This is a genomic window from Microbacterium sp. NPDC090003 (genome assembly GCF_044748385.1).
Taxonomy (GTDB): Bacteria; Actinomycetota; Actinomycetes; order Actinomycetales; family Microbacteriaceae; genus Microbacterium.
Genome location: NZ_JBIVFW010000002.1, coordinates 357,273 through 382,432, shown reverse-complemented (window position 1 = coordinate 382,432; position 25,160 = coordinate 357,273). Strand labels below are relative to the sequence as shown.

Below are 25,160 nucleotides of genomic sequence, written 5' to 3'. Positions count from 1 at the left end.
GCTCAGGCGGTCGTCTCCACGCGCGGGAACAGCGGCGCGAGACCGTTGACGCTCGTGCCGGGCTGGAGCTTGCCCCAGGCTCCCGCCTCTCGGATCGGCTGATCCTGCAGGCGACCCAGGTCGTCTCCGGCGCCGAGCGCCTCCCAGAGCTTCTCGGTCGACTGCGGCATCACCGGCGACAGGAGCACCGCGAGGGCGCGCAGACCCTCGGCGCACGTGTAGAGCACGGTGCCGAGCCGCTCGCGCTGCGCCTCGTCGCGGGCCAGCGCCCACGGCTCGTTCTCGGTGATGTACCCGTTGAGCGCGTCGACGATCTTCCAGATCGACGAGATCGCCTCGTCGATGCGGAACTGCTCGATCGCGGCATCCGCCTTCGTCGCGGCATCCGCCACGATCTGCTGGATCGCGAGATCCTTCTCGGTGTACTCGCCCGCGGGCGGCACGATCCCCTCGAAGTACTTCTCGATCATCGCGGTCGTGCGCGAAGCGAGGTTGCCGAAGCCGTTCGCGAGCTCGGCCTGGTAGCGCGCCGCGAGGTCCTCCCACGAGAACGAGCCGTCCTGGCCGAAGGCGATCGCCGACAGGAAGTAGAAGCGGTACGCGTCGGAGCCGAAGACGTCGGTGATCTCGGTCGGCGCGATGCCGGTGAGCTTCGACTTCGACATCTTCTCGCCGCCGACCAGCAGCCAGCCGTGCGCGAACACGCCCTGGGGCACGTCGACGCCCGCGGCCATCAGCATCGCCGGCCAGATGACGGCGTGGAAGCGCAGGATGTCCTTGCCGACCACGTGGTAGGCCGGCCAGCGCCGCTCGAAGTTCGCGTCGTCGTCGCCGTAGCCGACCGCGGTCGCGTAGTTGAGCAGTGCGTCGACCCACACGTAGATGACGTGCGCGTCGTCCCACGGCACCTCGATGCCCCAGTCGAACGCCGACCGCGAGATCGAAAGGTCCTTGAGACCCTGGCGCACGAACGAGACGACCTCGTTGCGCGCCGACTCCGGGCGGATGAAGTCGGGCTGGTCCTTGTAGAGCTCGAGCAGACGGTCCTGGAACTCGCTGAGTTTGAAGAAGTAGTTCTTCTCCTGCAGCAGCTCGAGGGGCTTGGAGTGGATCGCACAGACCTTCAGGCCCTCGAAGGGCCCCGTCCCGTCGAGGATCTCGGACTCGGGCTTGAACTCCTCGCAGCCCACGCAGTACAGCGCCTCGTACTCGCCGGCATAGATGTAGCCGCGGTCGTAGATCGCCTGGACGAACTTCTTCACGCGCTCCTCATGGCGCTCCTGCGTCGTGCGGATGAAATCGTCGTTCGCGACATCGAGGGTCTTCAGCAGGGGGAACCACGCCTCGGTGACGAGCTTGTCCACCCACTCCTGCGGGGTGACGTTGTTCGCCGCCGCCGCACGCAGCATCTTCTGGCCGTGCTCGTCGGTGCCCGTCAGCATCCAGGTGTCGTCGCCTGCCTGGCGGTGCCAGCGCGCGAGCGTGTCGACCGCCACCGAGGTGTACCCGTGACCGATGTGGGGCACGTCGGAGGGGTAGTAGATGGGCGTGGTGATGTAGAACGATTCGCCTGCGGGCATGGATCGATTCTAGGTGCCCGCAGGGCGACGTTACGCCGGTCCCACCGTCACGTCGACGCGGTGCCAGCCCTGGGCGCCGTCGGGTGCGGGGGCAGCGCGCTGCTCGGTCTGCGTGTCGCCGTCGGCACCGATCGCCCGGCACTCGATGCTGTGCTCACCGACCTGCGCCGACCACGGCGTGCTCCATTGCACCCAGGTGTCGTCGGAGATCCCGGCCGCGAGATCGGCAGCCTGCCACGGCCCGCCGTCGATGCGCACCTCGACGCCCGTGACGCCCGTGTGCGGAAACCACGCCATGCCCGCGATCATCGTCTCCCCCGGCGCGACGGTCCGTCCAGCACGCGGCACGTCGATGCGCGACTGCAGCTTGATCGGGCCGTGGTCGGACCATCCGCGCGGGGTCCAATACGCCATCGCGCGGTCGAAGCGCGTGACTTCGAGCTCGGTGACCCACTTCGTCGCCGACACGTATCCATAGAGCCCCGGCACCACCATCCGCGCCGGGAAGCCGTGCTCCAGGGGCAAGGGAGCGCCGTTCATACCGATCGCGAGGAGCGCATCGCGATCGTCGGTGAGCGCCTCGATCGGCGACGAGGCGGTGAACCCGTCCGCCGAGGTCGAGAGCACCATGTCGGCGTCGGACTGCACCCCGGCGCGGGCGAGCAGTCCGCGCAGCGGGTGGCCGAGCCAGCGGGCATTGCCGATCAACGAGCCGCCCACCTCGTTCGACACGCACGAGAGCGTGACGTACGACTCGGTCATCGGCAGCGCCAGCAGCTCGTCCCAGGTGATCACCACCTCACGATCGACCATGCCGTGGATGCGGAGCGACCAGTCGGCGGGATCGACCCGCGGCACCACGAGGGCGGTGTCGATGCGGTAGAACTCCTCGGTCGGTGTGACGACGCGAGCCAGGCCCGGCAGATCGAGCTCGGCACCGCTCGGCACCGCCGCCGCGGCGGTCATCGGCGTCGGCAGCGTGAGGGCCTTCCGTACCATCTCGATCGAGCGCGAGGCGCTCCGAGCCACGTTCCCGATCATCAGGGCGATCACTCCGGCAGCCGCGGCACCACCCGTCCAGAGCAGGAAACGACGGCGATCGTCGGGGTCGACGGCGAATCCCGCGACGGGGCGGAGCCCGCGGATCAGTAGCCGCACGACGATCGCCGAGATCCCCCCTGCCACGATCCCGGGCACCCACGCGTACGGGCCCGGATTCGCGCGCGTCAGAGCCACGGCCAGGGCGACCGCGCCCAGTGCGCCGAGCAGCGCCGCCCCCGTGCCCGGGACGCGACGCTCGAGGATGCCGGCCAGCGCCGCGAGGCCGGCGAGGACGACACCGATGCCGACGAGCAGGGCGACCTTGTCACCGGTTCCGAACAGGGCGATCGCCGTGTCCTTGGCCCAAGCGGGCGCAAGGTCGATCAGACCGCCGCCGATCACCGCGAACGGGCTCGCCTCCGGGGCGATGAAGGCGGCGACGAGCTCTCCGGCCCCCACGCCGAGCGTGGCCGCGGCGAGCCCGGCTGCCGCCGCGCCGACGCGGTCGCCCCGTGCCCGATCATCACGGGCACGAGGCTCCCGGCCGTCGAGCGTCTGCGGCATCGCCTGCGTCATCTCCCGATGGTACGCCGCCCCGGGCCGCGGAACTCAGAGGGCGTTGCGGCGCGCGACCTCGCCGAGCCACGCGAGCGAGGGCTTCGGTGTGCGCGCGAACGTCTCGCGATCGAACGCGATCAACCCGAACGTCGGGGCGAAGCCGCTCGCCCACTCGTAGTTGTCGAGCGCGCTCCAGTGCTGGTAGCCGCGCACCTCGATGCCGTCGGAGATCGCCCGGTGCAGTCCCTCCAGCGCCCCCTGCGTGTACGCGATGCGACGGGTGTCGTCGTCGGTCGCGATGCCGTTCTCGGTCACGATCACCGGCACTCCCCCGCTGCGCTCCCAGGCGCTGCGCACACCCAGCTCGAGCGCCTCGGGGAAGAACTCCCATCCGGTGAGGGTGGTCTCGACATCGGGCGAGACCGGCAGCGGCCCCTCCGGACCGATGAAGGTGCGGGTGTACGCCTGCACACCCACGAAGTCGTCGCCCGCGGACTGCTCGAGGTACCAGTGGTCGCGCGGATCGCCGTACTGAGCGAGCATCTCGTCGGCACCGGGCTCGCCGGTCGAATGGAACGCCTGGGTGGCGATGGTCCACCCCGCCTGGGCGCCCGAGACCGTGTGCACGATCTCGGAGGCGCGGCGGTGGGCGTCGAGCAGGGTGTCGGCGACCGCCAGATCGGGGTTCGGCAGGCCGTAGGCCACGAGGTTCGATGCGTCTTCGCCGCCCGCGAGCATGGCCGCGATGTTCGGCTCGTTGATCGTGCACACGTACCGCACGCCGTCGAGGATCGGCAGCACGGTCTCGACGTAGCGCGAGAAGAGGTCGACCGCGTCATCCGCGCGCCAGAAGCCGTCGCGCTGGAACCACTCCGGCACCGTGAAGTGCATCAGCGTGACCGTCGGATCGAGACCGTTCTCGCGAGCGGTGTCGATCATGCGCCGGTAGTGGTCGAGCATCGCGCGCGAGACGAACCCGCGCTCCGGCTCGATCCGCGCCCACTCGAGCGAGAAGCGGTACGAGTTGAGCCCCGCGTCGGCGAGCAGCCGCATGTCCTCGGGGTAGCGGTGCAGGTGGTCGGCGGCGTCTCCGGATGGCTCCACCATCGGCGAGTCCGGCGCGTGCTCCATGCGCCACCAGTTGCTGGTCGTGTTGTTTCCTTCGACCTGGTGCGCGGCGGTCGCGGCACCCCAGAGGAAGCCGTCGGGGAATGCGAGCACGGATGCTCCTTTCATGAGGGGGTGTTCGGTCGTCATGAGGCGTCTATCGGGAACGCGAGGGGTTGGGCACGGCGTCGAGCAACTCGACCGTGTAGGGATCCTCGGGATGCTGCAGCACCTGCGAGGTCTCGCCGCGCTCCACGACGCGGCCGCGGTTGAGCACGAGGATGTTCTCGGTCACGAGGCGGGCGCTGAGTAGATCGTGCGTGATGTAGAGCATGCTGATGCCCCAGCGCTCGCGCAGGTCCTCGAGCAGGGCGAGCACACCGGCGCGCAGCGAGACGTCGAGCATCGACACCGGCTCATCGGCGATCAGCACCTGCGGATCGCTCGCGAGAGCCCGCGCGATCACGACGCGCTGGCGCTGACCGCCCGACAGCTGGTGCGGCAGCTTCGCCGCGAACTGCTCGACAGGGGTGAGTCCGACCGTCTCGAGCAGCTCGAGCACGCGCGCCCGCGCCTCCGCCCCGCGCAACGGCGTGTAGTTGCGGATCGGCCGGCTGAGCGCGTACTCGACGGTGTGCAGCGGGTTGAGCGCGGCGTACGGATCCTGGAAGACCATCTGCACGTCCTTGCGCAGATCGCGCAGACCCCGGCGGCGCAGCGACGCGACGTCGGTCTCGCCGAAGCGCACCGTGCCCGCGGTCGGCTTCTCGATGCCCGTGAGCAGCTTCGCGATCGTCGACTTGCCCGAGCCCGAGGCGCCGACGAGCGCCAGGGCCTCCCCCGGCTCCAGCCGGAACGACACGTCGTCGACCGCGGTGACGGCATCCTGCCCGCGACGCGGAGCGGGATAGCGCTTGCTCACGCGGTCGACGACGATCGCCGCATCGGCCCGTCGCGTCTCGCGCTGCGACACCGTCGGCAGCGTCTCCGTCACGTCGGATCGCGTGCGCCCCTCGCGTCGGCGCGTGCCGGCATCCACGAACCCGGGGATCGAGAGGGTCTCGGCGCGCGGATCGGCGTAGTGGCTGAGCAGCATGCGCGTGTACTCGTCCTGCGGGGAGTGCAGGATGTCGGCGCTCGCCGCATCTTCGACGATGCGGCCCTCGTGCATCACCATGACGCGGTCGGTGGCCTCGAGCACGATGCCGAGGTCGTGGCTGATGAGGATCGCCGTGAACCCCTCCGCGTGCTGCAGGTCGCGGATCGTGTCCATGACGGCGTGCTGCACGAGCACGTCGAGCGCGGTCGTCGGCTCGTCGAACACCATGAGCTGCGGCTCGAGCGACAGGGCGAGGGCGATCGAAGCCCGCTGACGCATGCCGCCCGACAGCTCGCCGGGGTAGCGAGCGAGCACGGCCGGGTCGAGTCCCACCTTCGCGACGAGCTCGCGGGCGCGGGCGTCGCGGTCGTCGCGCGGCACGTGACCGTGCGCGGCGAAGATGTCGGCGAAGTGGTGGCCGACCGTGCGGACCGGGTTCAGCGCGTTCATGCCCGACTGCAGCACCATCGCGAACCCTCCCTGACGCTGGCGGCGCAGAGCCTCGGCGTCGAGGTCGCGGATGTCCGCGCCGTCGAACAGGATCCGTCCTCCGCTGATGCGCGCCGGGGGCTTCTGCAACCGGGTCAGCGCGAAGCCGAGCGTCGACTTGCCCGAACCCGATTCGCCGACCAGTCCCACGAACTCGCCCTGCCGCAGCGTGAACGACACGTCGTGCACGGCCTGCACCGGTTCGGCGCCGGGCGAGGCGTACTCCACCGACAACTGCTCGACCTCGAGGAGGATCGGGGTCTCGCTCGTCTCTGACACGGTCATGGCGGTCATCGCCCCTTTCCTTCCCGCAGGCGCGGATTGGAGATTCCGTCCACGCCGAAGTTGATGAGTGTGAGGCTCAGCGCGAGCAGCGCGATGCACAGACCGGGGGCGAACAACAGCAGCCACTGGCCCGTGAGCAGGGAGTTGGAGTTCTGCGCCCAGTAGAGCATCGTGCCCCAGCTGACGATGCTCGAGTCGCCGAGACCGAGGAACTCCAGGCCCGCCTCGGCGAGGATCGCCGCCGTGGCCGCCCCGAAGAGCGTGCCGGCGATGATCGAGGTCATGTTCGGCAGGATCTCGCGGAACACGATGCGTGCCGGGCTGTCGCCCGAGAACTGCGCCGAGGCCACGAAGTCGTTGCCGCGCAACGACTGCGTCTGGCTGCGCAGCACACGCGCTCCCCACGCCCAGCCGGTGATGACGATCACCGCGATGATCATCAGGATGCCGCCGTTCTGCAGGTAGGCGGCGATCACGATCATCAGGGGCAGGCCGGGGATCACGAGGAAGAGATTCACGACGAAGCCGACGACCTCGCCCGAGAACCCGCGCATGTATCCCCAGCTGAGACCGATCAGCACGGCGACGATGGTCGAGAGGATGCCGGCGGCGAAGCCGACCAGCAGGCTGACCTGCGCGCCGTAGATCAGCTGACTCAGTACGTCCTCGCCGGCCGCGGTGGTGCCCAGCCAGTGCGCGGCCGAGGCATCCGCGTTGCGTTCGAAGCCGTTCTCCTTCGCGCCGTAGGGAGCCAGGAGCGGGGCGAACACGGCCACCAGCACGAAGAAGGCGAGCAGGCACAGCCCGATACGGGCCTTGCCGTTCGACCACAGCGTGCCGAGCATGCGGCCGACCGAACGCCAGCGGTTCGGCTGCGCGATGCGATCGGAGGGGATCTTGACGTTCATGGTGGAGGTCATCGGCGGGTCCTTGGATCCAGCACGCCGTACAGGATGTCGACGAGGAAGTTGGCGATGAGCACGCTCACGGTGATCATCAGGAAGAGCGCCTGCATGAGCGGGTAGTCCTGCCCGATCACGGCGTTGAAGAGCAGGTACCCGATGCCGGGATAACCGAACACCTGCTCGACGAGGATCGACCCGCCCACCACGCCCCCGAGCGTGAGCCCGAAACCGGTGAGGTTGGGGAGGATCGCGTTCCGCGCCGCGTAGCGCACCGCGATCGTGCGCCCGTGGAGACCGTTCGCCTCGGCGAAGGTGATGTAGTCCTCGCCGAGCGTGTTGATCATGGCGTTGCGCATGCCGATGATCCATCCGCCCAGCGACGTGAGCAGGATCGTCAGCGCGGGCAGCACCGCGTGCCGGGCGAGATCGCCGATGAACTCGAAGGTGAAACCCGGAGTCGTCGTCGCCGAGTAGGCGCCGGTCGTGGGGAACCAGTGCAGCACGTAGCCGAGGAAGAACAGCAGCAGCAGCGCCGTCCAGAAGTAGGGGAACGTGCTGAGGAACGAACCCGTCAGCGTCGGCAGCGAGTCGAGCCAGGTGCCGCGGCGCCAGGCGGCCGCGACGCCGATGAGCGTACCGACCACGAAGGCGAGGATCGTGACGATCCCGACGAGTCCGATCGTGTACGGCAGTGCGGTCGAGACCATGCTCGCCACCGACTGCGGATAGAAGGTGTACGAGACGCCGAAGTCGAGCGTCGCGACCTGACCGAGGTAGGCCACGTACTGGTCCCACAGCGACCCGCCAGGCACGCCGAGCTGGGCTTCGATGGCGGCCCGGGTCGCGTCGGACACCGGTCCGTTCTGCGAGAGCTTCGCGATCGCCGCATCGGCCGGAGATCCGGGCATGAGACGCGGCAGGAAGAAGTTCAGGGTGATCGCGGCCCACAGTGTGAGCACGAACAGGCCGAGCTTCTGCAGGAGGTACTTCATCGGTCGTCCTCCTTCACGGGCTTCAGCTTCGTGAAGATCATCAGCGGAGCCGAATCGTAGTTCTGCGGGATCATGTACGGGTCCTCCGCGGTGGGCCAGCCGGTGAACTTCGCATCGCTGAACAGACCCCAGATGCCGCCGTAGTAGAGGCCGATCACCGGCATCTCGTCGTAGACGATGTTCTGCAGCTCGCGCACGATCTCGGCCTGCCGGTCGGGATCGACCGTCTCGCGGTACTCGAGCAACAGGGCGTCCGCCTCGTCCGAGCGGTAGCGCTCGAAGTTGTTCGCGGTCGGCTCCCCGGAGGGCACGTAGAACTCGCTCGAGAGCAGGTTGTTGTAGGCCTGGTAGGCATCGCCGTTGCCCATGCCCCCGATCGCCATCTCGAAGTCGCCATTGCTGATGGCGCTCTGGTACCCGGCCGGCTGCGGCAGCTTCAACGTGACCTTCACGCCCACCGCGGCGAGCTGGCTCTGGACGCTCTGCGCCGCGCGGGTCCAGTCGGTGAAGCCGTTCGCGGTCGTGAGCGCGAACTCGAGCTGCGCGCCGTCGGGGCCGACGAGACGATCGCCGTCGAGGGTGTACCCGGCCTCCTCGAACGCCGCGAGCGCGGCATCCGTGTCTTGCGTGATCATGCCGGAGTCGGGGATCGACGGGTCGAGGTACTTCTCCTGGTTGGGCAGGATGAGGCCGGTCTGGCCGGCGGGCTCCATGTACCCCTCGGATGCGGTCTCGGCGATCTCCTCGCGGTCGAGCGAGAGGGCGATACCGCGCCGCACGTTCACGTCGTCGAAGGGCGCCACCTCGAGGTTCGGCATGAGGGCGATCACACCGCCCGGCGGGAACCACCACGAGTTGTGCTCGCTCGCCGCTCCCCACGTGCCCTCGACATCGGAGATGAAGGCGTACGCCCAGTCGTAGCCGCGGCTGACGGTGTCGAGCTGGTTGTTCGTGGCGGGCAGGACGATGTGCTCGACTTCGATCGAGTCGGCCTGCCAGTAGCCGGGGTTGCGATCCATCGAGTACTGCTGGTCGTTGTAGTTGCCGAGCACGAAGGGCCCGGTGCCGACCGGCTCCTCGTTGCGATAGGTGCCCGGGTTCTCGACGTCCGACCAGAGGTGCTCGGGCACGATCATCGTGAGCCCGATGATCGACAGCGACGGGGCATCCTCGCTCAGCAGGTGGAAGACGACATCATCTCCCTGCGTCTCGACGCTCTCGATGTGCTGCCAGGCGCCCTTGATGTCGAGCGTGGGCTCGTCCTTCAGCAGTTGGAACGTGAATGCGACGTCATCCGGGGTGAGCGGCTCTTCGTCGCTCCACTCGACGCCGTCGCGGATCGTCATGATGATCGTCTTCGCATCGGGCTGCGACCACTCGGTCGCCAACCACGGGTTCAGTTCGCCGTCGAGCGGGTTCACCAGGATGAGCGGCTCGTAGATCCACCGCGACGCCGTGCGCGTGTTGGTCAGGTACGGGTTGAAGTTCCGGGTGAAGAACGGGTTGCCGTGGTCGGCGTTGATCAGCATCGTGTCGTCGCCGATCGTGGGATCGGGTTGGGATGTGATCTGGATGCTGCATCCGCTCAGCGCCACGGCCGCCGCCGCGAGCGCGACCACCACCGTCCTGCGCCAGCGTCGGAGCAAGTGCGTCTTCGCCACGCGTCCACCTCATGTCGTCGTCGTCATGGAAGGGCCCGATGGCCCCTCGATTAGCCACTGTAAGCGCATACATTTCGGTTGCGCAAGGGGGTGGCTTCCCACCGGACGGGTCAGGAGGGGCGCTGAGAGCTCTCCCGGAGCAGGATCTGCAGCGGCAGGCGCACTACCGCAGGCGGCGCATCCGGATGCTCCAACCGGCGCGCGAGGACCTGCACGGCCGCGCGCCCGAGGTCGATCATCGGCTGCCGGATCGTGGTCAGCGCCGGTCGCGAGAGCGCCGCGGCCTCGATGCCGTCGAACCCGGTCACGAGCACGTCCTCCGGCACCCGCAACCCGGCGTCGCGGAGCACGTCGATCGCGCCCAGTGCCATCTGGTCGTTGGCCGCGATCAGAGCGTCGGGTGTTCCCCCGGCAAGCAGCCCCTCCGTTGCTCGACGCCCGGATGCGCGGGTGAAGTCGCCGCGCACCAGCGTCACGGCACCCGGTTCGATACCCGCCTCACGCGCCGCCCGGGAGAATCCTTCCCAGCGTTCACCGCCGTCCGGCGAGTCCTCGGGGCCGGCGAGGAACGCCACGAGCGCACCCTCCGGCACCTGCGCGAGCACGTGCCGGGTGAGCTCGCCCATCGCCTCGGCGTTGCTCACCGTCACGTGGTCGTAGTCGTCGCCGCGCGGCGGGCCCGAGAGGACGACGACGGGGATGCGCCGCGAGAGGCGTGCGAGAACGGCGTCGGGCACGCTCCGCGCGAGCACCACGAGCCCGTCGACGCGACCCGCCATGTCGCGCACCGTCGAGCGGTCGGGGTCGTCACGGCCCACCCCGATCATGAGCACGAAGCCCCGCTTCCACGCCTCGAGCTCGGCCCCGCGCAGCACCTCGTCGAGGAAGAGCGACGTCGGGTGCACCTCGCCGTCGTCGTGCGCCAGGGTGAACGGCGGGACGGATACCGGGTCGTCGGCGAACACGTCGAGATCCGGCGCCTCCTCGGCCGCGTCGAAGCTCGGGAAGTAGAGGCCGAGCACCCCGGTGCGACGCTCGGCGAGTCCGCGCGCGCTGCCGCTGGGCACGTACCCGAGTTCGGAGACCGCCTCGTGAACCCGTTCGCGCGTCGCCGGGCGGACGGCATCCGGCGAACGCAGCACACGTGAGACCGTGGCGATCGAGACTCCGGCGCGCGCGGCGACGTCGTAGACGGTCACGGACCTGCTCACGATGATTGCTCCGTCCTGGTGGTCGCGCCCCGGCGCCGGGGCGTCAGGCCAGGGTACCCGGCGAGGTGCGCCGAACCGCGGTCAGCGCACCGTGCGGGCGCGAGCTCGCCTCGCCCGGCCGGCGATCACGGCGCTCGGCCGACACCACCGTGAAGCCCGCGTCGACGAGCAGCGCCCCGAGAGCCTCGGCCGACCAGAAGTACGCCGTGGTCACCCGGTGCGCGAACGCCTCGCGTGCGGTGCCGTCGAAGTAACCGATCAGCAGACTCCCGCCGGGCCGGAGCACCCGCGCGAACTCCGCCAGCACGGCGGGCACCTCGGCGGGCGGGGTGTGGATCAGCGAGTACCAGGCGAGGATGCCGCCGAGCGAGGCATCCGGTGCGGGGATGTCCCGGAACGATCCGACCGCGAAGGTCGTCTCCGGGAAGCGCGCCCTGGCCGAGGCGACGAACGCCTCGGTGACGTCGAGGCCCCAGACGTGGCGCCAGCCTTCGTCGCGCGCGCCGCCGCCGCCGCCGCCGAGGAACCGTGTCCACATCCCCGGCCCGCTGCCGGCATCCAGCAGCGTTCCCGTCGTGGAGTCGCGCCAGGCCGCGATGGTCGCGCGGTCCGCGGCATTCATCTGCTCGATCTCGCCGAGCACACTCACGTACTCCTCGGCGCGCGCGGCGTACGCCGCGGCGATCACGCTGTCCGATGTGACTGCCTCCGACGCGACCGCATCCGACATGCGCGTGGCTAGCCCTTCTTCGCGGCGAGCGCGGCCTGGTACAGGTCGCGCGACGACAGCCCCGTGAGTCCGGCGACCTCCGAGGCGGCATCCTTCAGGCGGATGCCGTCGGCGACGAGCCGCTGCACCTGCGCGAGCGCGTCCTCGGGCGAGGCATCGCGACGCGGCGCCCCCTCGACGACCACGACGATCTCACCCTTCACGCCGCCCTCGGCCCAGGCGACGAGTTCGGCGGCCGTTCCCCGGCGCACCTCCTCGTAGAACTTGGTGAGCTCGCGGCAGACGGCGATGCGCCGGTCGTCGCCGAAGGCCGCCCCCATGTCGGCGAGCGCCGAGGCGAGGCGGGCCGGCGACTCGAAGAACACCATCGTGCGCGGCTCGGAGGCGAGCGCCCGCAGCGTCGTGCGGCGCTCGGCGGGCTTGCGGGGCAGGAACCCCTCGAACGTGAACCTGTCGGTGGGCAGGCCCGAGATCGCGAGTGCCATCAGCGGGGCGCTCGGCCCCGGGATCGCGGTGACCGTGACGCCCTGGGCGACCGCCTCGGCCACGAGCCCGTATCCGGGATCGCTCACGGTGGGCATGCCCGCGTCGCTCACGACGACGACGTCGGTCTCGATCGCGAGGGTCGCGAGCTCGGCGGCCTTCTGCTTCTCGTTGTGATCGTGCAGCGCGATCAGGCGCGGCCGGTTGGTGATCTCGAGCGCCTTCAACAGCTTCTGCGTCGTGCGAGTGTCCTCCGCCACGACGACCTCCGCGTTCTCGAGCACCTCGATGAGGCGGCGCGAGGCATCGCCGAGATTTCCGATCGGGGTCGCAGCGAGGATGATCACCCGCCCAGCCTAGGCTGTACCCGTGACGTCGCCCGATCCCGCTCCCGCGCCGCCTGTGCACCCGCCCGCACACGCGGAGCGCACGACCTGGTGGGGTCGCACCCGAGACCGTCTGCTGCTCGATCCGGAGTGGAACAGCATCCTGAACTGGCTCGCGCCGTTCACCGTGACGCTGCTCGCGGCCTTCCTGCGACTGGTGAACGTCGGGCATCCGCACGAGCTCGCCTTCGACGAGACGTACTACGTCAAGGACGCCTGGTCGCTGTGGACGCTCGGATACGAGGGCACCTGGGGCGACGGCGCGAACGAGGCGTTCATCGCGAACCAGGATCTCCCCCTGTCGGAGAAGGGCTCGTTCATCGTCCACCCGCCGCTGGGCAAGTGGCTGATCGCCCTGGGCATGGCCGGCGGCGGACCCGACGACAGCCTGGGCTGGCGTCTCGCCACCGGCATCCTCGGCACCGCCTCCGTGCTGCTGGTCTACCTGATCGCACGCGTGCTGACCGGATCGACCGTCGTCGCGACCGTCGCCGGGTTCCTGCTCGCGATCGACGGCCTGAGCATCGTGCTCAGCCGCATCGCCCTGCTCGACGGCCCGCTGACCTTCTTCGTGCTCCTGGGCGTCCTCTTCGTGCTGCTCGACCGGCGCCGCACGATCCCGCTGCTCGAACGCGGCGATCCCGACCGACCCGAGCCGCTCTGGGGGCCGATCCTGTGGCGGCGCCCCTGGCTGATCGCGGCGGGCGTCGCCCTCGGCGCCGCCTCCGCCGTGAAGTGGTCGGGTCTGTATGCGCTCGCGGGCTTCGGCCTGTACGTCGTGGTGACGGATGCTCTCGCGCGACGCCGCGCGGGCGTCGTGGTCTGGCCGTCCGACGCGGTCTTCCGACAGGGTCCGGTCTCGTTCGTGCTGCTGGTGTTCCCTGCCCTCGCGACCTACCTGGTCAGCTGGACCGGGTGGCTGGTCACCGCGGGAGGCTACGACCGGCAGAGCGACCCGAACCCGCTGATCGCCCTGTGGAACTACCACCAGTCCATGCTCGGATTCCATGTCGGACTCACCCGCGGGCACCCCTACGCGAGCCCGGCGTGGGAGTGGCCGTTCCTCCTGCGCCCCACCGCCGTCTGGGTCGACAGCGACCCCGGCCCGTGCGGCACCGACCACTGCATCGCGGTGATCTCGTCGATCCCGAACCCGCTGATCTGGTACGCCGGAGTCGCGGCATCCGTCTACCTGCTCTACCGGCTCGTGCGCGGTTGGGTGCTGTGGCAGCCGGTCGGTGCCGAGATCGGCATCCCGCTCGTCGGCCTCGCCGTGACGTACGTGCCGTGGCTGCTGTTCCCCGAGCGCACGATCTTCCAGTTCTACACAGTCGTCATGATGCCGTTCCTCGTGATCGCGCTCGCCCTCACGCTGCGCACGATCGCCGGTCGGCGCGACGATCCCCTGCACCGACGGCAGTCCGGTGAGCGCACCGTGATCCTCTTCCTGGTGTTCGCCGTGCTGGTGTCGATCTTCTTCCTGCCGTCGTGGGTCGGGATGAGCGTGCCGTACCCGTTCTGGCTCGTGCACAACTGGCTGCCCGGCTGGGTGTGAGCCGGACCCCGCAGGTCAGCTCCTGTTCGCGAGGCGTGCGACGACCCAGAGCGCCAGAGTCAGACCGGCCGTGAGAAGCAGTTGTGTGCGGGCTGCGGCATCGAACGCCGCGAGCACGACGACACCGGCGATCAGGGCGACGCACAGCCACGACAGCCAGGGGAAGCCCCACATGCGGATCGGCAGCGTGGCGCCCGTGCGCTCGGCCCGGCGGCGCAGGATGATCTGCGACACCGCGACGGCCGCCCACGTCACCAGCAGCGTCGAACCCACCACGTTCAGCAGCACCGGGAGCACGACGTCGGGGAACGCCCAGTTCAGCCCCACAGCCACGAAGCCGAACGCGACCGAGGCGACCACGGCGATCCGGGGAACCCCCTTCGTCGTGGTGCGCGTGAGCGCGCGCGGTGCGAGGCCGCGCTCCCCCAGGGAGAACACCATCCGCGAGGCGCCGTAGATGTTGGCGTTCATGGCCGACAGCAGCGCCACGACGACGATGATCGACATCACCAGGTCGACACCGGGAAGGCGCAGGGTGGCGAGCACCGCCGAGAACGGCCCGTCGAGCACGGCCGGGGTGTTCCACGGCAGCACGGCGACGATCACGAAGATCGAGCCCAGGTAGAACACGAGGATGCGCACCAGCACCTGGCGCACGATCCGGCGGATGCTGCGGCCGGGGTCGGCCGATTCCGCCGCGGCGATCGCGACGAGTTCGGTGCCGCCGAACGCGAAGAGGACGATGAGCAGGGCAGCGGCGATACCGGCGGCGCCGTTCGGGGCGAAGCCGCCCTCGTCGAAGAGATGCGCGATGCCGGTGGCCGGAACCCCGGGGAACAGCCCGAGGATCGCGCAGACGCCGATCACGAGGAAGACGATGATCGCGGTCACCTTGATCGCCGCGAACCAGAACTCGAAGCGCCCGTATCCGCTCACCGCGAAGAGGTTGATGGCGGTGAACGCGGCGACGAACAGCAGCACCCACACCCAGGCGGGCACGGCGGGCACCCAGCCGGCGACGATCCCCGCCGCGCCCGTCGCCTCGGCGGCGATCACGACCACCAGCTGGATCCAGTACATCCATCCCACCGCGCTGCCGGCACTGCGCCCCATCGCGTCCTGCGCGTACGAGCTGAAGGCGCCGGAGCTGGGGCGCGCGGCCACCATCTCGGCGAGCATCGCCATCACCAGCACGACGATGGAACCGGCCACGAGGTACGAGATCAGCACGGCGGGACCGGCCAGACCGATCGCCTGCCCGGAGCCGACGAAGAGACCGGCACCGATGGCGCTGCCGAGCCCCATCATCGAGATCTGACGGCGCGTCAGCCCCGGCTTCAACGATGTCGATGCGGTGGCGGGGGCGGTGGGGGCGGAGTCGGTCACCGCGCCACCCTAGACGGCCACCCTCTCACGCGACAATTCGTGGGGCTCGCTCACCGGCAGCAGGCACACGAAGCCGCGGCAGTCGTAGGCCACGCCCGGCGTACCCGAACGACCGGCGAAGAGCTCGAACCCGGCCGCGGCGAACGCCTCGGCCTGCGCCGGCGACACGACGCCGACCACGTCGGCATCCGCGTGGCGGGCGGCCACGGCGAGTGCGCCCGCCGGTTCGTCGGAGACCACGACGATCTGCCGCGGCGGGTCGACGAGACCGGCCGCGACGCGCAGCAGACTGCTGTGGGCGAACGGTTGGGCCAGGGCGGATGCCGCGTACGCGTGCACCACGGAGGCGGCTGCGTCGAGGTACCGCTCCCCGGCCCCGAGGCGCCACGCGGTGAGCGCGGCCTGGGCGAGTGCCGCGGGGCCGGAGGGCAGGTCGCCATCGGTCTGATCGGGAGACGAGGCGATGCCCTGCGCGCTCAGGAGCGGATCGCCGGCGATGCCGTCGAGGGCGCGATCGACGATGCCCCGTGCGGTGCTCGCCCACGTCGCCTCACCCGTCGCGAGAGCGAGCGCGAAGAGGCCATCGGCGAGAAGACCGAGGTCGGAGGGCGTCGCGACGGCCGTCGACGGGACGCCGTCGAGCGACGCGCGCACGAGCGCACCGCCGGCGTCACGGTTGGTGGTGAGCACGGCATCCGCCGCCAGCCGGGCGGCGGCGATCCACGATGCCTCGCCCAGGGCGGCACCCCCACGTGCGAGCGCGCCGATCGCGAGGCCGTTCCAGCCGGTGATCACCTTGCCGTCGACGGCCGGGGGTTCGAGATCTCGACGTCCGGCGGCATCCCGGAGGTAGTAGCCGCCCTCGCTGCGCTCGCCGTCGATCCACGACTCGGAGTCCTGGGCGGCTCCGAACCCGCCGCCCTCCCGCCCGAGGACGTCGACGAGGAACCCGGCGATCCCGCGCGCGGTGGCGTCATCGCGGTCGTCCAGGGCGACCTCCAGCAGCTGCGCGTTGTCGGTGAGCATCCGCTCGTAGTGGGGCACCGTCCAATCGCGCTGCGTCGCGTAGCGGAAGAACCCGCCCTCGACGTCGTCCCGCAGATCACTCGCGGCCATCGCGGAGAGGGCGCGCCTCCCCGCCTCCGCCGCCGGCGCGTTCTCACGGCGCACGAGCGGCGCCTGCAGGAATCGCAGCACCGTCGCAACGGGGAACTTCGGTGCGCCCCCGAAACCGCCGTGCTGCCGATCCTCGCGGTCGGCGATCATCGACGCGGCCCGGGCGAGCGCCGCGGCATCGGGCACATCTGACGGCGTGGTCTCGGCGGCGCGCGCGAGCGCCTCGGTGACGGCATCCGCCGATTCCTCGGCCTGCGCCCGCCGCTGGGTCCACGCCTCCTGCACCGCCGCGAGCACCTCGCGGAACGACGGCATGGGCGGGCGCGACTCCGGCGGCCAGTAGGTGCCCGCGAAGAACGTGCGCCCGCGCGGGGTCGCGAAGACGGTGAGCGGCCACCCGAGATTCTGGGTGAAGGCGGATGCCGCGGCCATGTACGCTCCGTCGACCTCGGGATGCTCCTCTCGATCGACCTTCACCGCCACGAAGTCTCGGTTCACGACCGCCGCGGTCTCGGAGTCGGCGAAGGACTCGCGCGCCATCACATGGCACCAGTGGCACGTCGAGTACCCGATCGAGATCATCAGCGGCACATCGCGGCGCTGCGCCTCGGCGAACGCCTCCTCGCCCCACGGATACCAGTCGACGGGGTTCTCGGCGTGCGCGCGGAGGTAGGGACTGAGCGTGTCGGCGAGCCGGTTGGTCATGCTGTGTTCGTTTCGGTCGAAATGTCCGCTGTCGTCGTAGCCGTCTCCAGCGCGTGTAGTGAGACGTATCGCTGCCGACGGACGTATCCGCTACCTCGCCCGTTCGTTGCATGGACAAGTGGATGCGTCAGTTGACGGTGATCCGGATCACCGGGCCGGGTGAGGAGAAAGACTTGATTGACTCCCGATGCTCGTCCTGTCACGAGCGATGCTCGGATGACGGCGGCAATCTTTCGGTCGTTCCGATCTGCGGAAGCGGCAAGTCTTTCGGCCTCCGCTTCGGTCCACTGAACATTGTCCCGTCGATGCACGACCCGAGGAACCGCAGACTTGATCTCTTGCTCCGCGTAGAAGGCGAGCCGCTCCACCGGCTGGAACCAGCGCCCTGCCTGGCAGACATAAGCGAAATGCGACTCGTAGAACGACCACGCATCTCGGGCCGGAACGACGACGGTGTCGAGAGGGCTATGCGGACGCTCGGCGTAGATCTCGCCCGTACGGTCGATGTCGGCCAACCAGGCCGCGGCATCGGTTCCGATGAATGCGGCAACCCGCTGAACACGTCTGATTTCGAAAGGAATGTCTATGTTCAGCATGGAGTCGTGATGCGCGAGCCTGTTCCGGAACTTACGGATGGCTTCGACCTCGGCCGCCACCTGTTTCCTTGCCCCTGAAGATCCTGGGAAGGCATGTCGAAGTGCCGCTCGCCAAAGGTCCTCATACCGACGCCCGAGCATCCCCGACCAGAATCCGAAGGAGAGCCCGGCTACAATCTGATGCCGCGAGTCACGACCGAGCGGACGCAGGCGATCCCGCACCACTTCGACCGCCGCCGCGATCTCTTCGTTAGCGGGTGGCCTGCAAAGGAACCACGGCATGCCCCGAGCCGCCTCATCCTGATGCTGCGCGAGCGTGCGATCGAGAGCGTTTCTGAGCAGGACCTCAAGGTGGGCGACGATCTCGAACGACGCGGATGACATTCGCGCGCTCCACTCGTACAGAGAGAGTGCCATGTCGGCATCCGAGTCAGATCGCTCGAGGTACGGCGCAAGCCTCGGAGCGGACAGGTGCGAGCAGATCACGTCCGCTGAATAAGAGCGTGGCATGCGACCTGATGGTACCCTTGTGGAGAACGCCCCGGTGTCGCCTCTGTCTCAGACAAGCGCCCGGGGCTTTACTCTTTCAGATCGCGAGAGCGGCGAGGGGCTGCGAGGCGGCGTAGTTCACCAGCGGCAGCGCACGGTCGGCGGCGAGGTCGATGCGCGAGCGCAGTACATCGGAGTTGATCTCGTAGCCGTCGAAGTCGGTGTTGCTCGCGTAGACGCCGATCGGCAGAGTGAGCGCTTGGAAGAACGCGAACAGCGGGCGCAGCTGGTGCTCGATGATGAGAGCGTGACGCTCGCCGCCGCCCGTGGCCGCCAGCAGCACGGGCTTGCCGACGAGCTCGTACTGCCCGACGAAGTCGAACAGGTGCTTGAACAGTCCCGTGAAAGACGCGCGGTAGACCGGGCTGCCGACGATCAGCAGATCGGCCTGCTCGATCGCGACGAGCTTCTCCTCGACCCGGGCCGGCAGCTGATCGCGACTCAGGGCACCGGCGAGGTCGGGGCCGATGTCGGTGAGCTCGATGACCTCGACCTCGACCGCCGTGCGCTCGGCCACGGCGGCGGCGATCGCGCGGACGAGGGCGGTCGTCTTGCTGGGCTCGTGGAGCGACCCGGACACGGCGACGACGCGGTAGGGAGCTGTCATGTCCTCGACGGTACCCACGAAGACGCCCCGTGTCGCGGGCTGGCGACACGGGGCGTCATCTGTGGATTGCGGCGGAATCCGCGACGGGATCAGTTCACGTCGTCGGGGTGCGCACCGACCCGGCCCGAGCCGTCGAGCGGGTCGAGGGCGTCGATCGCGGCGATCTCGGCATCCGTCAGCTCGAACCCGAAGACGTCGAGGTTCTCGCGCAGGCGTTCCGCTCGCACCGACTTCGGGAACACGATGACGCCCTTCTGCAGGTGCCAGCGCAGCACCGCCTGCGCGGGGGTGACGCCGTGGGCCGCCGCAGCGTCCGCGATCGCCGGAGTGCCGAACAGGTCGTACTTGCCCTGGCCCAGCGGGCCCCAGGCCTCGATCTTGATGCCGTGCGCGTCGGACCAGGCCACGACCTCGCGCTGCTGGTACGCCGGGTGCAGCTCGATCTGGTTCACGGCCGGCGTGACGCCGGTCTCGGAGACCACACGCTCGAGGTGCGGCACGAGGAAGTTGGAGACGCCGATGCTGCGGGTCAGGCCTGCCTCGCGCAGCTCGATGAGCTTCGCGAACGCGTGCACGTAGTCGTCCTTGGCGGGGGTCGGCCAGTGCACGAGGTACAGGTCGACCTTCTCGAGGCCGAGCTTGTCGAGACTCTCGCCGATCGCGGCGCGGGGCTCGTCGTCGTGGTGGCGATCGTTCCACAGCTTCGTGGTGATGTAGAGCTCGTCACGAGCGATGCCCGAGGCCGCGATCGCCGCGCCCACGCCCTCTTCGTTGCCGTAGATCGCGGCGGTGTCGATGTGGCGGTAGCCGATCTCGAGCGCTTCGCTCACCGCGCGCTCGGTCTCGTCGGCCGGCACCTTGAAGACGCCGTAGCCGAGCTGGGGGATGGAGGAGCCGTCGTTCAGTTCGAGGGAGGGAATCGTCATGCATCCAGCCTAGGACGCGTGATCTCGGGACGGGCCGGAACCTCCGCCATTCTGCGTGCGGCGAACCCGACCAGGCGCTCGAGCGGCCCCCGGCCGACGAAGACCGACCACGCGGTCGTGATGAGCAGCATTCCGATTGCGAGCACGGCCCAGAAGACGTTGCTCGTGTAGTACCCGCCGGGTCCGGTGATCAGCGCGATCGCCAGCACGTGTCCGCTGTATGCCGACAGGGGCATGGAACCGAGTGCACCGATCGGCAGCAGCGGCCAGCGCAGCGGACGGCTGAGCAGCAGGCACAGCGCGATCACGGCGAGGGCGAAGCCGCCCGAGCCCAGGATCTCGGCGGTGCCACCGCTGTGCGGCTCGACGGCGAAGATCGCGTGCAGCACAGATCCGAGCGGGTCCGCCTGTGCGAGCGCATCGGCATAGCCCGGCCACCCCGACGCGGGCGGATCTTCGAAGGACGCGCCGGATTCGACGCCGCGCACGACATCGCTCCCGACAGCGCCGAGACCGTAGCCGACGATCGCCAGTGCGATGCCGCAGGCCAGGGCGATCACCGCGGTGCGCACGGTTGCGACGTGCACCCGCCCGAGCGCCATGCCGCCGAGCACGAACGCCATCCACACCGTGATCGGATAGCTGCCGTAGAGCACGAAACCGATGCCCGCCCCGAACGGATTCAGCGTGACCGCGCCGAGGAACGCCAGCAGCGCGGGCCCCGCCAGCGCGAGCACGCCGGCTCCGAGGAGCAGCTGCCAGGGCTTCCACCGCAGGAACGGGATGACGGCGACGTAGAGCAGCCCGTAGAGGGTGAGGATCACCGCGATCGGAGTATTCAAGAACTCGAGCGCGAGACCGATGAGGAAGATCACGGCGCCCCGACCGACGAGGCTCAGTCGGATGCTCGGCAGCCGCTCCGGGTCGGGCAAGGCGCTACGACCGGTCATCAGGGCGATCGAGACGCCGGCGAGAACCGCGAACAGGATCGAGGAGCGTCCGTGCACGAGATCGGTCCAGGTCGTCGGGTCGGTCCAGTCGAAAACCGGGGTGTCGCCGATGTGCGCTCCGGCCATGCCGAGGATCGCGAGGCCGCGGGCCACGTCGAGGCCGAGGATGCGCGGCGGGCGGCCGAACTCGCGGAACCAGCGAACGGGAGCGCTGAGGGAAGGCGGAACGGTGGTCACCCGATGCATCGTAGGGGGTCGAGGTCGGCATACGATGAAGGGCTATGTCCTCTCCCGTGATCTCCTTCCCCCCGGAGCTGCCCGTCAGCGCGGCCCGGGTCGAGATCGCCGACGCCATCCGCGACCATCAGGTCGTGATCGTGGCCGGTGCCACGGGATCGGGCAAGACGACGCAGCTCCCCAAGATCGCCCTCGAACTCGGGCGCGAACGCATCGCGCACACGCAGCCGCGACGCCTCGCCGCGCGCACGATCGCCGAGCGCGTCGCCGAGGAGCTCCAGATCGAGCTGGGCACCCTCGTCGGCTACAAGGTGCGATTCACCGACAAGGTGTCCGACGACACCCGCATCGCGCTGATGACCGACGGCATCCTGCTCAACGAGATCCACCGCGACAGGCTGCTCACCCGCTACGACACGATCATCATCGACGAGGCGCACGAGCGCTCCCTCAACGTCGACTTCCTGCTCGGCTACCTCGCGCGCATCCTGCCCGAACGCCCCGACCTCAAGGTGATCATCACCTCGGCGACGATCGACCCCGAGAGCTTCGCGAAGCACTTCTCGCGCCCGGGCGCTACTCCGCCGATCATCGAGGTCTCGGGGCGCACGTACCCGGTCGAGATTCGCTATCGTCCGCTCGTCGCCGACGGCGATGACGATGCGGATGCCGCTCCCGCGGGTCCTGAGCCGGTCGAAGGGCCCGAGGACGAGGTCTCCGCGATCGTCGCGGCCCTCCGCGAACTCGATCGCGAAGAGCCCGGCGACGTGCTCGTGTTCCTCCCCGGCGAAGCCGAGATCCGCGACGCCGCCGACGCGGTGCGGGGCGCGTATTCGAAGGACCGCTCCCCCACCGAGGTGCTCCCCCTGTACGGACGCCTCTCCGCCGCCGAGCAGCACCGCGTGTTCGAGCGCAGCCGGGTCGCGGGTGCGCGACGCCGCGTGATCCTCGCGACGAACGTCGCCGAGACGAGCCTCACGGTTCCCGGCATCCGCTACGTGATCGACACCGGCACAGCCCGCATCTCGCGCTACAGCAACCGATCGAAGGTGCAGCGCCTGCCGATCGAGGCGATCTCGCAGGCATCCGCGAACCAGCGCTCCGGACGCGCCGGTCGAACGAGCGACGGCATCGCGATCCGCCTGTACTCCGAGGAGGACTTCGCCAAGCGGCCGGAGTTCACCGAACCCGAGATCCTGCGCACCTCGCTCGCCTCCGTCATCCTGCAGATGCTGTCGCTCGGATTCGGCGACATCTCGGACTTCCCCTTCCTCACACCGCCCGACTCGCGCGGCGTGAAGGCGGCGTTCGACCTGCTCACCGAGTTGAGCGCCGTGGCCCTTCGACAGGCTCAGGAACCGGGTGCTGCGACCCCCCACCTGACACGTATCGGCCGCGACATCTCGCGCATGCCGATCGACCCGCGCTTCGCCCGCATGCTGATCGAGGCCGGGCGCCACGGGGTCACGCACGATCTGCTGCCGATCGTGTCGGGGATGACGATCCAGGACGTCCGCGAGCGACCGGAGGAGCGCCGCGACGAGGCCGACCGGCTGCACGCGCGCTTCGTCGACCCGACCAGCGACTTCCTCACCCTGCTCAACCTCTGGAACCACCTGCGCGAGCAGCAGCGCGAGCTCGGATCCAGCGCGTTCCGCCGCCTCTGCCGCGCCGAGCACCTCAACTACGTGCGCGTGCGCGAGTGGTTCGACGTGCACCGCCAGCTGAAGACGCTGGTGAAGAGCTCCGAGCCGCGGGGCGATGGCAGCAGCGACCCCGACGCGATCCACCGGGCGATCCTCGCGGGGCTCCTCTCGCAGATCGGACTCCTCGACGAGCGCACCGCCCCCGCCGGCAAGTCGCACGCACCCGCGAAGGACAAGGGTCGCCGCATCGCCGAGTACCGGGGAGCGCGCGGCATCCGCTTCTCGATCTTCCCGGGATCGGGTCTGCGCAAGAAGAGCCCGCGCGCGGTCATCGCCGCCGAGATCGTCGAGACCTCGCGCACCTTCGCGCGCACCGTCGCCGCGATCGATCCGGCCTGGGCGGAGCCGCTCGCGGGCGACCTCGCCAAGCGCCAGGTCACCGAGCCGCACTGGTCGAAGGATGCCGGAGCCGCTGTCGCCTACGAGAAGGTGACGCTGTTCGGACTCGAGATCATCCCGCGCCGCCGCGTGCAGTTCGCCCGCATCGACCGCGCGGCCTCGCGCGAGCTCTTCGTGCGGCACGCGCTCGTCGAGGGCGAGTGGGATCCGAGCCGCATCGACAAGCGTGTGAGCGCGTTCTGGCGCAGCAACGCCGAGCTGCGCAAGCGTCTCGAGAAGCTCGAGGAGCGCGAGCGCCGCCGCGACATCCTCGCTGGTGACGAGGCGGTGTTCCGCTTCTACGACGAGCGCATCCCGGCCGAGGTCTTCGACGTGCGATCGTTCGAGTCCTGGTGGCGGGAGGCGTTGACGACGACGCCGAAGCTCCTCGTCATGCGCGAGGCCGACCTGATCGACGACGACGGGCGGGCCTCGCAGAGCGAGTTCCCCACCCGGTGGACGCAGGGCGACCAGGTGCTCGGCCTCGCCTACCGGTTCGAGCCGGGCGCCACCGACGACGGCGTGAGCGTCGTCGTGCCGCTCGCCCTGCTCGCGCAGATCGACGACACCGGCTTCGACTGGCAGGTGCCGGGTCTGCGCGCCGAACTCATCACGGGCCTGCTGCGCGCGCTGCCCAAGGCGATCCGCCGCCACGTCGTGCCCGCCGCCGATTGGGCCGACAAGTTCGGCGCCGAACTCGCGGGCCAGGGACCGGAAGACCACGACGGTCGCCCGAGCGGGTCGTTGAAGGAGGCGCTCGCCCGTCTGATCCAGCCGCTCGCGAACCAGCTCGTCTCGGCCGCCGACTTCGAAGACGAGCGGGTGCCCGCGCACCTGCGCATGAACTTCCGCGCGGTCGACGACCGCGGGCGCGTGGCGGGCTCCAGCCGGGATCTCGCGACCCTGCAGGCCGACCTCTCCGACCGTGCGCGGAGCAGCGTCGCGCGCTCGATCGCGAAGCCCGAGCGCGGACCGCGGGCACGAGGCGGTTCCGAGGCGGTGGCCGCGGCCTCCGCTCGGGGGCCGATCGAGCAGGCGGGTCTCACCGCCTGGACGTTCGGCGATCTTCCCGAGGTGCTCGATACGCGCGTCGCCGGTGGCGTCGTGCGCGGGTACCCGGCGATCGTCGACGAGGGCAAGACCGTCGCGGTGCGCGTGGAGTCGTCGGCGGATGCCGCGGCCGACGCCACCCGCGACGGCGTGCTGCGCCTCGTGCTGCTGGCCGTGCCCTCGCCGTCGTCGTACGTGCAGCAGCACCTCACCAGCCAGGAGAAGCTCGCGCTCGCGGCGTCGCCGTACCCATCGGCGGCCGCCCTCATCGAGGACTGCCGTGCGGCCGTGGCGCGCAAGGTGATCGACGCTTCGACAGGCTCAGCGACCGGGGGTGTCGGCATCGTGCGCACCGAGGCAGACTTCGTCCGCGTGCGGGATGCCGTGTCGGCCGCGCTCGTCGACGAGCTGTTCGCGTGCGTGTCACTCGTCGCGCGGATCCTCACGCAGTCGCGCGAGGTCGAGCGCGGCATCAAGTCGCAGAACTCCCTCGCCCTCCTCGGGCCGTTGAACGACATCCGCACGCAGCTCTCGGGACTGCTGCATGCGGGCTTCGTGTCGGCCGCCGGCGTCGACCGGATCGCGCACTTCCCCCGCTATCTGAGCGGCATGGTCGATCGGTTGAAGACCCTCGCGTCCGAACCCGGCAAGGACCGCACGCGCATGAGCGAGTACGAACGGATGGCGAAGGCTTTCGAGGATGCCGGGGGCACGATCCCGCTCCCCCGCGGTGCCGCACCCTCGCTCGTCGAGACCCGGTGGCTGCTGGAGGAGTATCGCGTGAGCGTGTTCGCCCAGCGCCTCGGCACCGCGCAGCCCGTGTCGCCGCAACGCATCATGAAGACCCTTGCGGGGAAGTAGGGCCGGGTAGC

General features: G+C 69.7%; 18 protein-coding genes. 2 read left to right on the top strand and 16 right to left on the bottom strand.

All coding sequences use genetic code 11. The features are described from left to right. Positions 1–2: 2 nt before the first annotated feature. The 10 genes from metG to rsmI form a co-directional block, all read right to left on the bottom strand. Positions 3–1,580, bottom strand: coding sequence for a methionine--tRNA ligase (gene metG, locus ACIPVN_RS14760; protein ID WP_400444272.1), 1,578 nt, complete (start codon positions 1,578–1,580; stop codon positions 3–5). Between the two features lie 30 nt (positions 1,581–1,610). Continuing rightward, the gene (locus ACIPVN_RS14755; RefSeq protein WP_400444269.1) at positions 1,611–3,197 is read right to left on the bottom strand and encodes a molybdopterin-dependent oxidoreductase; all 1,587 of its coding nucleotides are present in this window, start codon (positions 3,195–3,197) and stop codon (positions 1,611–1,613) included. Between the two features lie 33 nt (positions 3,198–3,230). Next, on the bottom strand, positions 3,231–4,400 hold the full coding sequence (locus tag ACIPVN_RS14750) for a glycoside hydrolase family 1 protein (RefSeq protein ID WP_400444711.1): 1,170 nt from the start codon (positions 4,398–4,400) through the stop codon (positions 3,231–3,233). Positions 4,401–4,443: 43 nt separating this feature from the next. Further along, positions 4,444–6,168 (bottom strand): ABC transporter ATP-binding protein, encoded by a 1,725-nt coding sequence (locus tag ACIPVN_RS14745; RefSeq protein WP_400444267.1) that lies wholly within the window; start codon positions 6,166–6,168, stop codon positions 4,444–4,446. Beyond that, positions 6,165–7,079, bottom strand: a complete 915-nt coding sequence (locus ACIPVN_RS14740; protein ID WP_400444265.1) for an ABC transporter permease — start codon at positions 7,077–7,079, stop codon at positions 6,165–6,167. The genes ACIPVN_RS14745 and ACIPVN_RS14740 overlap by 4 nt, the downstream gene beginning before the upstream one ends. Continuing rightward, complete coding sequence (locus ACIPVN_RS14735; RefSeq protein WP_400444262.1) at positions 7,076–8,056, bottom strand: ABC transporter permease; 981 nt, start codon at positions 8,054–8,056, stop codon at positions 7,076–7,078. The genes ACIPVN_RS14740 and ACIPVN_RS14735 overlap by 4 nt, the downstream gene beginning before the upstream one ends. Further along, positions 8,053–9,717 (bottom strand): ABC transporter substrate-binding protein, encoded by a 1,665-nt coding sequence (locus tag ACIPVN_RS14730; RefSeq protein ID WP_400444259.1) that lies wholly within the window; start codon positions 9,715–9,717, stop codon positions 8,053–8,055. The genes ACIPVN_RS14735 and ACIPVN_RS14730 overlap by 4 nt, the downstream gene beginning before the upstream one ends. A gap of 110 nt (positions 9,718–9,827) precedes the next feature. Then, positions 9,828–10,928, bottom strand: coding sequence for a LacI family DNA-binding transcriptional regulator (locus ACIPVN_RS14725; protein WP_400444257.1), 1,101 nt, complete (start codon positions 10,926–10,928; stop codon positions 9,828–9,830). A 43-nt stretch (positions 10,929–10,971) separates the two neighbouring features. Further along, entirely contained in the window at positions 10,972–11,658 is a 687-nt protein-coding gene (locus ACIPVN_RS14720) for a class I SAM-dependent methyltransferase (protein WP_400444254.1), read from the bottom strand. 8 nt (positions 11,659–11,666) lie between these two features. Then, positions 11,667–12,488 carry a 16S rRNA (cytidine(1402)-2'-O)-methyltransferase gene (rsmI, locus tag ACIPVN_RS14715; protein WP_400444251.1) on the bottom strand — a complete coding sequence of 274 codons (822 nt, stop codon included), beginning with the start codon at positions 12,486–12,488 and terminating at the stop codon, positions 11,667–11,669. Between the two features lie 22 nt (positions 12,489–12,510). Between rsmI and ACIPVN_RS14710 the strand changes: the two genes are divergently transcribed. Beyond that, positions 12,511–14,082, top strand: a complete 1,572-nt coding sequence (locus ACIPVN_RS14710; protein ID WP_400444248.1) for a dolichyl-phosphate-mannose--protein mannosyltransferase — start codon at positions 12,511–12,513, stop codon at positions 14,080–14,082. Between the two features lie 15 nt (positions 14,083–14,097). Here the strand turns inward: ACIPVN_RS14710 and ACIPVN_RS14705 are convergent, their stop codons facing one another. The 6 genes from ACIPVN_RS14705 to ACIPVN_RS14680 form a co-directional block, all read right to left on the bottom strand. Further along, complete coding sequence (locus tag ACIPVN_RS14705; RefSeq protein WP_400444245.1) at positions 14,098–15,468, bottom strand: amino acid permease; 1,371 nt, start codon at positions 15,466–15,468, stop codon at positions 14,098–14,100. Positions 15,469–15,477: 9 nt separating this feature from the next. After that, the gene (locus ACIPVN_RS14700) at positions 15,478–17,289 is read right to left on the bottom strand and encodes a thioredoxin domain-containing protein (protein ID WP_400444242.1); all 1,812 of its coding nucleotides are present in this window, start codon (positions 17,287–17,289) and stop codon (positions 15,478–15,480) included. Then, positions 17,286–18,302, bottom strand: coding sequence for a hypothetical protein (locus ACIPVN_RS14695; protein WP_400444240.1), 1,017 nt, complete (start codon positions 18,300–18,302; stop codon positions 17,286–17,288). The genes ACIPVN_RS14700 and ACIPVN_RS14695 overlap by 4 nt, the downstream gene beginning before the upstream one ends. A 169-nt stretch (positions 18,303–18,471) precedes the next feature. Further along, a complete protein-coding gene (gene msuE, locus ACIPVN_RS14690) occupies positions 18,472–19,041 on the bottom strand; it encodes an FMN reductase (protein WP_400444237.1) in 570 nt (189 codons plus the stop codon). A gap of 89 nt (positions 19,042–19,130) precedes the next feature. Further along, the gene (locus ACIPVN_RS14685; RefSeq protein ID WP_400444234.1) at positions 19,131–19,967 is read right to left on the bottom strand and encodes an aldo/keto reductase; all 837 of its coding nucleotides are present in this window, start codon (positions 19,965–19,967) and stop codon (positions 19,131–19,133) included. Beyond that, a complete protein-coding gene (locus ACIPVN_RS14680) occupies positions 19,964–21,154 on the bottom strand; it encodes a heparan-alpha-glucosaminide N-acetyltransferase domain-containing protein (RefSeq protein WP_400444231.1) in 1,191 nt (396 codons plus the stop codon). Before ACIPVN_RS14680 ends, ACIPVN_RS14685 begins: the two co-directional genes overlap by 4 nt. Before the next feature lie 44 nt (positions 21,155–21,198). Between ACIPVN_RS14680 and hrpA the strand changes: the two genes are divergently transcribed. Further along, a complete protein-coding gene (hrpA, locus tag ACIPVN_RS14675) occupies positions 21,199–25,149 on the top strand; it encodes an ATP-dependent RNA helicase HrpA (RefSeq protein ID WP_400444228.1) in 3,951 nt (1,316 codons plus the stop codon). Positions 25,150–25,160: the final 11 nt, after the last annotated feature.